At 69.4% G+C, this 11,666-nt stretch carries 10 protein-coding genes; 4 read left to right on the forward strand and 6 right to left on the reverse strand.

Translation table 11 applies throughout. The features are described 5' to 3' along the window. The first annotated feature begins 4 nt into the window (after positions 1–4). Positions 5–1,411: an acyl-CoA synthetase gene (locus HUN07_RS08610; RefSeq protein WP_174909111.1), complete on the forward strand. Its 1,407-nt coding sequence runs from the start codon at positions 5–7 to the stop codon at positions 1,409–1,411. Between the two features lie 10 nt (positions 1,412–1,421). On the opposite strand, the gene HUN07_RS08615 is transcribed toward HUN07_RS08610, so the two are convergent. Then, positions 1,422–2,165 carry a TetR/AcrR family transcriptional regulator gene (locus HUN07_RS08615; protein ID WP_254622854.1) on the reverse strand — a complete coding sequence of 248 codons (744 nt, stop codon included), beginning with the start codon at positions 2,163–2,165 and terminating at the stop codon, positions 1,422–1,424. An 89-nt stretch (positions 2,166–2,254) separates the two neighbouring features. On the opposite strand from HUN07_RS08615, the gene HUN07_RS08620 reads away from it, so the two are divergent. Beyond that, positions 2,255–4,384 carry an ABC transporter permease gene (locus HUN07_RS08620; protein WP_254622855.1) on the forward strand — a complete coding sequence of 710 codons (2,130 nt, stop codon included), beginning with the start codon at positions 2,255–2,257 and terminating at the stop codon, positions 4,382–4,384. 33 nt (positions 4,385–4,417) lie between these two features. Continuing rightward, on the forward strand, positions 4,418–5,452 hold the full coding sequence (locus HUN07_RS08625; RefSeq protein ID WP_174909113.1) for an NADP-dependent oxidoreductase: 1,035 nt from the start codon (positions 4,418–4,420) through the stop codon (positions 5,450–5,452). 3 nt (positions 5,453–5,455) lie between these two features. Here the strand turns inward: HUN07_RS08625 and HUN07_RS08630 are convergent, their stop codons facing one another. The 5 genes from HUN07_RS08630 to dapD all read right to left on the reverse strand — a co-directional run bounded on the left by HUN07_RS08630 (position 5,456) and on the right by dapD (position 10,414). After that, positions 5,456–6,427: a TauD/TfdA dioxygenase family protein gene (locus tag HUN07_RS08630; RefSeq protein WP_114718436.1), complete on the reverse strand. Its 972-nt coding sequence runs from the start codon at positions 6,425–6,427 to the stop codon at positions 5,456–5,458. Positions 6,428–6,437: 10 nt separating this feature from the next. Beyond that, positions 6,438–7,085: a TetR/AcrR family transcriptional regulator gene (locus tag HUN07_RS08635; RefSeq protein ID WP_368077038.1), complete on the reverse strand. Its 648-nt coding sequence runs from the start codon at positions 7,083–7,085 to the stop codon at positions 6,438–6,440. A 79-nt stretch (positions 7,086–7,164) separates the two neighbouring features. Then, positions 7,165–7,974 carry an enoyl-CoA hydratase gene (locus HUN07_RS08640; RefSeq protein ID WP_174909115.1) on the reverse strand — a complete coding sequence of 270 codons (810 nt, stop codon included), beginning with the start codon at positions 7,972–7,974 and terminating at the stop codon, positions 7,165–7,167. A 78-nt stretch (positions 7,975–8,052) separates the two neighbouring features. After that, positions 8,053–9,441 (reverse strand): amino acid permease, encoded by a 1,389-nt coding sequence (locus HUN07_RS08645; protein WP_174909117.1) that lies wholly within the window; start codon positions 9,439–9,441, stop codon positions 8,053–8,055. A gap of 10 nt (positions 9,442–9,451) precedes the next feature. Next, a complete protein-coding gene (dapD, locus tag HUN07_RS08650) occupies positions 9,452–10,414 on the reverse strand; it encodes a 2,3,4,5-tetrahydropyridine-2,6-dicarboxylate N-succinyltransferase (RefSeq protein ID WP_174909119.1) in 963 nt (320 codons plus the stop codon). Positions 10,415–10,533: 119 nt separating this feature from the next. Between dapD and dapE the strand changes: the two genes are divergently transcribed. Beyond that, positions 10,534–11,631, forward strand: coding sequence for a succinyl-diaminopimelate desuccinylase (gene dapE / locus HUN07_RS08655; protein WP_174909121.1), 1,098 nt, complete (start codon positions 10,534–10,536; stop codon positions 11,629–11,631). Positions 11,632–11,666 lie beyond the last annotated feature (35 nt).

An 11,666-nucleotide genomic window follows, 5' to 3' on the forward strand; every position in this document is an offset into this window, starting at 1 on the left:
CGTCGTGCTGCTCAGTTCGCTGAATCCTCTCGCAGTCGCCCGCGGCGACGACATGCCCGACGCCGTCCGGGTCGGCGACGCCACACTCTCGCGCACGGACATCCTCGGTGCTGCCGGAGCGCTGGCCAAGCGCATCACCGGCGCCCAGCGGGTCGCTGTGCTGGCCACGCCGTCGGCCTCGACGGTGGTCGCGATCGTCGGCTGCCTGCTCGCCGGCGTCACCGTCGTCCCGGTGCCACCGGATTCGGGCCCGGACGAGTTGGCGCACATCCTGTCCGACTCCGGGGCGCAGGCGTGGCTGGGGCAGGCATCCGAGGGGAGCGACCTGCCGGTAGTGCCGGTCCGGGTGCACGCCCGTGACTGGCACTCGCATCCCGAACCGCACCCCTCGTCCACCGCTTTCGTGCTCTACACGTCCGGCACGACGGGCCCGCCGAAGGGTGTGCTGCTGAGCCGCCGCGCGATTGCCGCGGGCGTCGATGCCCTCGCCGAGGTATGGGGCTGGACATCGAAAGACATTTTGGTGCACGGCCTTCCGCTGTTCCACGTGCACGGACTGATTCTGGGTGTGCTCGGCCCGCTACGCATCGGCAGTCGGCTGATCCACACCGTCAAGCCGACGCCGCAGGCGTACGCGGAGGCGGCGAAGGCGGGCGGGTCGTTGTTCTTCGGGGTGCCGACCGTGTGGTCGCGCGTGGTCGAGGACGAGGAGTCGGCCCGCGCGCTGAGCGGCGCCCGGCTCCTGGTGTCGGGCAGCGCGGCACTGCCGGTGCCGGTGTTCGAGCGGCTGCAGGAGCTGACCGGCATCGCCCCGGTCGAGCGGTACGGCATGAGCGAGAGCATGCTCACCCTCAGTACCCGCGTCGACGGCGAACGCCGGCCCGGTTGGGTGGGCACCCCGGTGCGCGGCGTCGAGACCCGGCTGCGCGACGAGCAGGGCGGCGACGTCCCGCACGACGGCGAGAGCATCGGCGGCCTGCAGGTGCGCGGGCCGATGCTGTTCGACGGTTATCTCGATCGCCCCGACGCGACCGCCGAGTCGTGGACCGAGGACGGGTGGTTCAAGACCGGTGACGTGGCGGTGATCGACGAGGGCGGCTTCCACCGCATCGTCGGCCGCGAATCCACCGACCTGATCAAGTCCGGCGGCTACCGCATCGGCGCCGGCGAGGTCGAGACCTCGCTCCTCGGGTATCCGGGCGTGAAGGAGGCCGCGGTGGTGGGACTGTCGGACGCCGACCTGGGGCAGCGGATCGTCGCGTACGTCGTGGGGGAGGGCCTCGACGAGGAGGCCCTCATCGCGCACGTGGCGGGACAGCTGTCGGTGCACAAGCGGCCCCGCGAGGTCCGCATCGTCGACGGCCTGCCGCGCAACGCGATGGGCAAGGTGCAGAAGAAGCTGCTCGCCTGAGGCGACGCTGCTACAACAGGTACGTCACCTTCGACTCCCCGAGGAAGTCACCGGGGTGGGTGACCGGGGCGCCGAGCATGCCCGCGCAGGCGTCGATGAGGAAGTAGCCGAGGCCCGTCCAGTCCGCTGGGGTGGGTTCCACCTGGACCCGGGATTCGTACTCCGCGCACGCGTCGATCACCGTGCGTCCGAGCATCCAGGATCTTCCGTTGAAGATCGGTTCGGGGACCGCGGAGAAGTGCGCCCGGATCCGGTGGATCAGGTGGTCGGTGAGCGGATCTGCCGTGACGGACTCGGCGACCGAGGCGGCCACGGACGGCACCGTGCGTAGTTGCTGCAGAAACCGTGCCCGCCAGCTGGGGGCGGGACGCGCGGCCAGCAGATCGGTGAACGGCAGGATCAGGCAGGCCAGCAGGCCGGTGATCGGGGCGTCGTCGCCGAGTTCGGCGACCAGTTCGGCGCGCCGAGCCCGCGCGTACTCGGTGTGGCGATCGAGCAGTGCCCGCACCAGTTCGTCGCGGCCGCCGAAGTGATAGCTCACCGCTGAATGGTTGGCGTTGCCGGAGTGTTCGGCGATACGCCGGTTGGAGACCGCGTCGATGCCGTCCGTGGCGTACAGCTCCTCGGCCGCGTCCAGCAGGGCATTGCGCACCCGGTCGCCGTGCTGTCCCAATGTGGTTCCCCTCTCGCCGTGACCGTGGGCCGAGTCGCGGCTGCGGTGCCCTGGTGGGACGAACGTCACCGCCTCGATCATTGTCTAATTTAAGTCAGGCGGCGTAATTTTTGGGTGTCGGTTCGGATCGACGCGTTCATGCACGGACAACGAGTAGCGGGAGCACGACTGTGACATCCACATCCACGGCGACCACCGACGGTCCTCCGGGGCACACCCCCGAGACCGAGGCCGATCCGGCCCGGGCCAAGAAGGAGAGGATCGGTCGCTACGTCGCGATGGTCCTGCTCCCGTTCCTGATGGTCGGGATGATGATCACGGGCTACCTGGCGACCATGCACGCGCCGACGCCGCACGACATGCCGATCGCCGTCGCGGGTCCCGCGCCGCAGGCCGAGCAGTTCGCCGACGCCCTCGCTGCCGAGAACCCGTCCGCGGTCGACGTTCGGGTGGTCGCCACCGATGCCGACGCCCGGCAGTTGGTCCTCGACCGCGAGGTCGCGGGATCGGTGGTGCTCTCGGACCCGGGTGAGGGCAGCGCGACGGTGTACACCGCCACCGCGGCCGGTGCGTCCCAGGTCGGCACCGTCACCGGACTCCTGGCGCCGGAGGTGGTGGGGCAGGGCCTCACGTTGCAGACCGAGGACCTGGCCCCGCTACCCGACAACGACAGCGCCGGCCTCACTGCGATGTTCATGACGACGGCGCTGATGCTGGCGGGCTACATGCCGCTGAGCCTGATGCTGTCGAACTCGCCGGAACTGCTGCGCTTCCGCCGGTTCGTGCCCATCCTCGCGGGCTGGTCCGCGCTGATCGCCGGGCTGGTGTGGCTCGTCGCAGGGCCGGTCCTCGGTGCGGTGGAGGGGAACACCGCGGTGATCCTGGGCATCTCCTGGCTCGCGGTCTTCGCGGTCGGCTCCGTGCAGCTGTTCCTCACCCGGATCCTCGGCCCGATGGCCGTCCTGGCCGGCATGTTGTTCCTGATGGTGCTCGGCGTGCCCGCGTCGAACATGGGCATGTCGGTCCACACGATGCCGTCGTTCTACACGACGTTGCACAGCTTCCTGCCGACACCGGCCACCGGTGAGGCGCTGCGCTCGGTCCTGTACTTCGGTGGCGACGGTGTCGGCACACACCTGACGGTCCTCGTCGTCGGCACACTGCTCGCGCTGGCGGCGACGCTCGGCATCGACGCGCTGAAGCGTCGTCGCAACCCGGACGCCGGGACGCCGGAGGTGACCATGCAGTCGCTGACCGCGGGCCCGCGTCCCGCCAGCAACCGGATTCGCTACGCCACGCTGGCGTTCTTCCCGCTGGGCATGGTCGTGATGATGATTTCGTTCATGCTCGGCGCCATGTACCAACCGGCGCCGCAGGACATGCCCGTCGCGGTGGTCGCGGCGAATGCCGAGCAGGCCGAGCAGGCAGTGGGCGGTCTGGATCGGAGCATGCCCGGCCTGTTCGACCTGCATGCGTCCGACTCGGTCGATGCGGCCCGCGCGCAGGTGGAGGACCGGACCGTGGTGGCCGCCTACGTGCTGCCGTCCGCCGAGAATCCCTCCGCGACCCTGATCACCAACGAGGCCGCCGGTGTCAGCCAGAAGCAGGTCGTGGAGCGCGTGTTCGGTCAGATCGCGACGGGACAGCAGGTGCCGATGTCCGGTGAGACCGTCGCCTCGCTCGATGCCGGGGACACGATGGGCACGGTGAGCCTGTACGTCGCGATGGGTTGGATCATGGCCGGCTTCATGATCGTCATCGTCGCGTCGAGTGCCGCGCCGATGGTGATGGGGCTGCGCAAGCTGCTGCCGGTGATCGCCGGGTGGGCGGTGTTCATGTCCGTCGTCGTCTGGCTGATCGCGGGCCCGCTCGTCGGCGCCGTCGACGGGCACTTCCTGCCACTGGTCGGCGCCGGCATCGTGGCGATCGTCGCGACGGCGCTGTTCACGACCGTCTTCGTGCGTCTGCTGGGCTTACTGGCGGTGCTGCCCGTCGTCGCGATCCTGATGTTCCTCGGTGTCCCGGCCTCCGGTGGTGCGCTGTCGATCTACATGGAGCCCGCGGTCTTCCGGTTCCTGCACGACGTCCTGCCGATGCCGGCAGCCGTCGAATCGGTGCGGTCGATCCTGTACTTCGGCGGCGACGCCGTCGGCTCGCACCTGATCACCTTCGCGATCTGGGGTGTCATCTCCCTGCTGTGCGTCGTGGTCATCGACAGGGTCCGCCCGCTGCCGGCGGCGGAGCCGGTGCAGGCGCCCGCACCTGACGACGACGCCGTCGAGGTGGCCGTGCGGATCTGACCGGGGCAAGGCGAGCGGGCGTACCGTTCGGTTATGAGCGCCGTCACGAGCACCCGCATCGTCCTCGCCTCACGTCCGCACGGCGAGCCGACCGCCGACAACTTCCGCACCGAGACCGTGGACCTGCCCGCGCTGCAGGACGGCCAGGTCCTGCTGCGCACCGTGTATCTGTCGCTGGATCCGTACATGCGCGGCCGGATGAGCGCCGCCGAGTCGTACGCCGCGTCGGTGGAGGTCGGCGACGTCATGGTGGGCGCCACGGTGTCGCAGGTGGTCGAGTCCCGGCACCCGCGGATCGAGCCCGGCGCCTACGTGCTCGCGTACTCCGGCTGGCAGTCGCACGCCGTGGTGGACGGCGACGCGGTGCGGATCCTGGATCCGGACCGCGCGCCGCTGTCCACCGCGGTCGGTGTGCTGGGCATGCCCGGATTCACCGCGTACTCGGGCCTGCTGAAGATCGGGCGCCCGCAGCCGGGGGAGACCGTCGTGGTGGCCGCGGCGTCGGGTCCGGTCGGGTCGGCCGTGGGTCAGATCGCGAAGATCCACGGCGCGCGGGCGGTCGGGATCGCCGGGGGTCCGGACAAGTGCGCGTACGTGCGGGACGAACTCGGGTTCGATGCCGCGATCGACCACCGCGCACCGGACTTCGCCGAGCAGTTGACCGCGGCGGTCCCCGACGGCATCGATGTCTACTTCGAGAACGTCGGCGGCGCCGTCACCGCCGCGGTGCTGCCGCTGCTCAACCTGTATGCGCGAATCCCGGTGTGCGGGTTGGTGGCCCAGTACAACGCCGCTGCCGTGCCGGAGGGGCCGGACCGGCTGCCCGGATTCATGGGGCTGGTTCTCGTCAAGAGCCTCACCGTCCGCGGCTTCATCCAGTCCGAGTTCGTCCGGGAGATGTACGCGGACTTCGAACGCGACGCCTCCCGGTGGATCGGAGAGGGCCGGCTGAAGTACCGGGAGGACGTCGTCGACGGACTGGAGAATGCGCCGACCGCGTTCCTGGGAATGCTGCACGGCACGAACTTCGGCAAGCTCGTCGTCCGGGTGGGCCCGGACGACGAGTGACGGTCAGGCCGGGATGCCGACCGGCTTGTCGCCGACGATCGAGATGCGGTCCATGACCCGGCGGGCCGGGTAGTAGTCGCTGGCCGCGTAGTGCTGGCAGGTCCGGTTGTCCCAGAACGCGATCGTGTTGGTCCGCCACCGCAGCCGGACCTGGAACTCGGGACGCTGCACGTGCCGGTACAGCATCGTCAGCAGTTCGTTGGACTCCTGCTCCGACACACCCAGAATGCGCTGCGTGAAGCCGATGTTGACGAACAGCACGCGCCGGCCGGTCTCCGGGATGACCCGCACCACCGGGTGCGTCACCGCGGGGAAGTTCGGTCGGAGCATCTCCACGGCCTCCGGCGGCATGCCGCGGCCGAACGAGTTGATCCAGTCGTGCTCGGCGTCGAGGTGGTCGATCCGCGCCCGGATGTCCTCGGGGAGGAGATCGTAGGCCGCGGCGGTATCGGTCCACAGCGTGTCGCCGCCGACCGGTGGGATCTCGACCGCGCGCAGAACGGCTGCGAACGAGGGGAATTCGTGCCAGGTGACGTCGTTGTGCCACAGGTTCTCGACACCGATCGCCATCGCGTCCTTCGCGAGGGTGGCGACGTCCGTGTCGCTCTGGCCGGGCTGGGTGTACTTGAAGAACGGGTGCTGTTCCAGATCGCCCCATCGGGCCGCGAACGCGCGGTGGTCGGCGCGGTCGATGTCCTGGTCGCGGAAGAACAGCACCTTCCACTCGAGCAGCGCGCGGCGCAGTTCGGCGAGCACCTCGTCGGACAGGTCGCCGTCGAGTCGGATCCCGGAGATCTCCGCACCGATCGTGGGGGTCTGCGGATCGAGCGAGAACAGTTCGTAGGGCCGGTCTTCGGTGGTCGGCGCGGCCCCGGCGGTCCGGGGTGCCACGAGCGGGCCGAAGGCGGCCAACGGATCCGTCGGCCGGGGCGCGATGTTGGTGTGGAACGCCTGTGGTGTGGACGAGACGGTCATGGCGGACTCCTCAGGAATCGAAGGTGGCGGGGTCTCCGGTGATTTCGGTGGTTTCCGGCGACATCGGTGCGGTCAGCACGGCCACGCAGATGTCGACGAGATCCGAGACGATCGCGGCCGTCTGTCGCGGCGTGCGATCCTGGCCCTCCCGCATCGCGAGAGTGACCATGGCGAGGGTGATCGCGTCGGACGCCCGCCAGGCCGCGACCTCCCGGGGAACCTCGGCGAGGTTGACGAGCAGGTCGTGCACGTGCCGGAAACTCTTGGCGCTCATGTGCTTCTGGATGATGTCGGCGAGCGCGGGATCGAAGGTGGCCTGGACCAGGAATCGGGCGTAGCGGCTGCCGGGGCGGCCGAGGGTCTGCGCGGCCAGTGGCTGGACGAGGGCCTCGACCGCCTGACGCGGCGTGGGCGACAGACCCTGCCGCGCCCACTCGTCGAGGATCTCCTGGCGGCACCGGTCGACCGGCGACATGCGGGCCTCGACGACGGCCTCGATGAGCCCGTCGCGGGAACCGAAGTGATACTTCGCGGCCGACTTGTTCGACTGGTCGGCCGCGATCTGGACGTCCTTGAGTGTCATCGCGGGCATGCCCCGTTCGGCGACGAGGCGTTCGGCCGCGTCGATCATCGCCTGGCGGGCAGTGGTCCGAGTCACAGTGACGACATTAAGGCCGTGGCCTTAAACCGTCAATACTCGTCGACGGCTAGGTGGCATTCTTCTGTCACGGCGGAACCTACCTGGCGTCGCGGAAGACCGGATCCCGCTTCTCGCGCCGTGCGAGGGTCGCCTCCTCGAAGTTGTCGGTCATCAGCCGGATGAGCAGCTGCCCGAGCCCCTCCTGGTTCATGTGTTGCGCCATCGACGACGCATCCAGGCTCGACCACAGCGTTCGTTTGGTCAGCTCGATGCCGGGGCGGGAGAACGACGCGATCCGCTGCGCCAGGTCGAACGCGTCGTCCAGTAGATCCTCCTGCGCGACGATGCGCGACACCAGTCCGATCCGTGCGGCCTCGTCGGCGTCGATGTCCCGGCCGGTGAGCATGATCTCGAACGCGCGCGACGATCCGATCGCGCGGGGCAGCAGGTAGCTCAGGCCCAGCTCGCTCGCGGTCAGACCGTTGTTGATGCCGGCCGCCCGGAAGTACGCCTCCGGCGCGGCCAGCCGGATGTCCGCCGCCATCGACAGACAGAAGCCGCCACCGATCGCGGCGCCGTTGACCGCCGCGATCACCGGCTGGTGCATGCGGCGCAGCGTGAGCACGACGTCGTCGAGCATCTCCATCGACCGCAGCGCGATCGACGGTCGGGTGAGCCCGTCGATGTGGGGCGGGCTGCCCGCGGACGTCTGGTCGGCGCCGGAGCAGAAGCCGTGGCCCGCCCCGGTCAGCACGAGGGCGCGCACCGAGTTGTCGCTGCTGATCGCCTCGAGCGATTCCTTGAACGGGACCATGACGTCGAACGCCATCGCGTTCATGCGTTCCGGACGGTTGAGGGTCACCAGCGCCACGTTCTCGCGCGGCCGTTCGACGAGGATGAAGCTCAACGGATCTCCTACGGTCCCGGGGGCGATTGTGCGCCGACCCTACGCCGCAGGAGCGTCCGGTGTGCCCGTTCTCGCGACCTAGATCGCGGGGTCCTCGACGGCCGCGTCCTTCCGCGCCCGGCGGCGCGAATTGATCACCGACAGCAGCAGAATGAGGAGGAACAGCCCCGCCGTGGCGATCAACTGGTCGCGGGCGTCGTCGTCGAACATCATCAGCACGGCGAACGCGGCGAGCAGTGCCAGCGTGAGGTAGCTCAGGTACGGGAACAGCCACATCTTCACGGTGAGCTTGCCCTCGCGCTCGAGCTGCGGCCGCAGCCGAAGGTGCGAGATGACGATGAACACCCAGATCACCAGCAGCGCCGCACCGACCGCATTGAGCAGGATGCCGAGCAGGTCGTCGGGCAGCAGCCAGTTCAGCAGGACACTGACGAAGCCGAAGAACACCGACAGCACCACCGCATTGGTGGGCACGCCGGTCGTCGAGAGCTTCGCGAGCGGTGCCGGGCCGTCGTTCCGCCGGGCGAGCGAGAACGCCATCCGGGAGGTGCCGTAGACGTTCGCGTTGAACGCGGACAGCAGCGCGATCACCACGACCAGTTCCATCAGGCCGGAGACGTACGGGAGATTGGCCCGCTCGAGCACGGCGACGAAGGGGCCGTCCTGCAGGCCGGGATCGTTCCACGGCAGGACAAGGACCATGATGCCGATCGCGCCGATGTAGAAGACGCTGATCCGCCACATGACGGTGCGGACGGCCGTGGCGATCGAGCGCTCGGGGTCCTCGGACTCGGCCGCGGCGATCGTGACGATCTCGATGCCGCCGAACGCGAATGCCACGACCAGCAGGCCCGCCGCGATACCCGCGAATCCGTTGGGCATGAATCCGCCCTCACCGAGCAGGTTCGTGAATCCGACCGGATCGGTGTCCGGGAGCAGGCCGAAGACGAGCAGCACACCGACGACGAGGAAACCGATGATGGCGGCGACCTTGAGGGCCGCGAACCAGAACTCGAATTCGCCGAAGTTGCTGACCTTGGCGAGATTGACGACCGCGAAGAACGTCACGAAGACGAGGGCGATCACCCACTGCGGCACACCGGGCATCCAGTCGTTGACGATCGCCGAGGCGCCCGTGATCTCGGCGCCGAGCACCATGATCAGCATGAACCAGTACAGCCAGCCCATGACGAAGCCGGCCCATTCGCCGATGCCGATGCGCGCGTAGTGCGAGAAGGATCCGCTCGCCGGCAGCGCGGCGCCCATCTCGCCGAGCATGCGCATGACGCACACCACGACGAAACCGGCGATCACGTAGGAGATCAGGACCGCGGGGCCGGCCTTCGCGATCCCGACGCCGGTCCCGAGGAAGAGACCGGCGCCGATGGCCGACCCCAGGCCCATCATCGTCAGATGACGGACCTTGAGGCCGTGCCCTAATCGGACTGGGGTTTCGGTGGAGCTCACAAGCTGCGGATCAGTCGTTGGCGTGCAGTGCTGCGTTCAGTTCCACGCCCGTGCCCTTCCACGGCACCACCTCGACGGCGCCGGAGACGGAGTTGCGACGGAACAGGATGTTCGACTGGCCGCTCAGGTCGGCGGCCTTGACGACGGTGCCGTCCGGGCCGGTGACCTTGGTGCCGGCGGTGATGTAGAGGCCCGCCTCGACGACGCAGTCGTCGCCGAGCGAGATGCCCAGGCCGGCGTTGGCGCCGAGCAGGCAGCGCTCGCCGACGGAGATGACCTGCTTGCCGCCACCGGACAGCGTGCCCATGATCGAGGCGCCACCGCCGACATCGGAGCCGTCACCGACGACGACGCCCGCGGAGATGCGGCCCTCGACCATCGAGCTGCCGAGCGTGCCGGCGTTGAAGTTCACGAAGCCCTCGTGCATGACGGTGGTGCCGCTCGCCAGGTGGGCACCCAGGCGGGCGCGGTCGGCGTCGGCGATGCGCACACCGGCCGGGACGACGTAGTCGACCATGCGCGGGAACTTGTCGACACCGAACACGGTCACCGCGCCGCGGATCCGCAGCCGCGAGCGGACCAGCTCGAAGCCGTCCACGGCGCACGGGCCGAAGTTGGTCCACACCACGTTCGCGAGCAGACCGAACTGACCGTCGAGGTTGACGCCGTGCGGCTGCACCAGGCGGTGCGACAGGAGGTGCAGACGCAGGTAGACGTCGTGCGCGTCGACCGGCGGCGCGGACAGGTCCGTGATCGTGGTGCGCACCACGACCTGCTTGACCTCGCGGGCTTCGTCGTGGCCGGCGAGCAGAGCGAGGTCCGACGGAATGTCGGTGCCCTCGAGCGCGACGGTTCCGGCGACGGTGCCGTCCTCGTACTCGCCCAGCTCGGGGGCCGGGTACCAGGTGTCGAGAACCGTGCCCGACTCGGTCACGTTGGCGACGCCTACTGCAGATGCTCCCTGTGCACTCACGGGTGCACAGGTTACGCGAGGTGTGCGAGGCCGTCCGGGGCGGTGAGCCGATTGTGATCCCGACCGCGCGTTCCGACCGGTCGGGTGCCCTGGTGGACAGGGCACCTAACCTGGAAGCCGTGAGCATCCTCGATCTGCACGCCGACCCCATCGACCTCACCGCCGCGCTCGTGGACATCCACAGCGTGTCGCAGGACGAGGGCGTCATCGCCGACGCCGTCGAGGCCGCGCTGCGCGAACAGACATCCGGGTTCGAGGTGATCCGCAGCGGCAACGCGGTGCTCGCCCGCACCGCCCGCGGGCTGCCGAGCCGGGTCATGCTCGCCGGTCACCTGGACACCGTGCCGATCGCCGACAACGTTCCGAGCCGGCGCACGACCGACGAGCGGGGCGACCTGCTGCACGGCTGCGGCACCGTCGACATGAAGTCCGGCGACGCGGTCTTCCTGCACCTGGCCGCGACGATCTCCGACTTCGCGCACGATCTGACGCTGGTGTTCTACGACTGCGAGGAGATCGCCGCGCAGTACAACGGGCTCGGACGCATCGAGCGTGACCTGCCCGAGTGGCTGGCCGCGGACGTCGCGATCCTCGGCGAGCCCACGGCCGGGTTCATCGAGGCGGGGTGTCAGGGCACGCTGCGGGTGCGCCTGACGACGTCGGGTGTGCGCGCGCATTCGGCGCGATCGTGGCTCGGCGACAACGCGATCCACAAGTTCGCCCCGGTGCTGGACCGGTTGTCGGCGTACGAGGCGCGGTCCGTGGACATCGACGGCTGTGTCTACCGGGAGGGGCTGTCCGCGGTGCGGATCGCGGGCGGGGTCGCGGGCAACGTCGTGCCCGACGCCGCCGAGATGGACGTCAACTTCCGCTTCGCGCCCGACCGCAGCGTGGAGCAGGCCGTCGAGCACGTGCGCGAGGTGTTCGAGCCGTCGGCGCTCGGCGGTCTCGAGCTCGGCTTCGAGGTCACCGACAGCTCGCCCGGCGCGTTGCCGGGTCTGTCGAACCCCGCGGCCGCGGCGCTGATCGAGGCCGCCGGCGGGCAGTATCGCGCCAAGTACGGCTGGACCGACGTATCCCGGTTCTCGGCGCTCGGTATCCCCGCGGTCAACTACGGTCCCGGCGATCCCAACCTGGCGCACAAGCGGGACGAGCACGTCCCGGTGGAGCAGATCACCGACGTCACGCGGGTGCTGCGCGGGTACCTCAGCGCGTAGGTGTGCGCCGCGGGTGAACGGCTAGCCTTGCCCGC

Origin of the sequence: Rhodococcus sp. W8901 (assembly GCF_013348805.1) — a bacterium.
In the GTDB taxonomy this organism is placed as follows: domain Bacteria; phylum Actinomycetota; class Actinomycetes; order Mycobacteriales; family Mycobacteriaceae; genus Prescottella.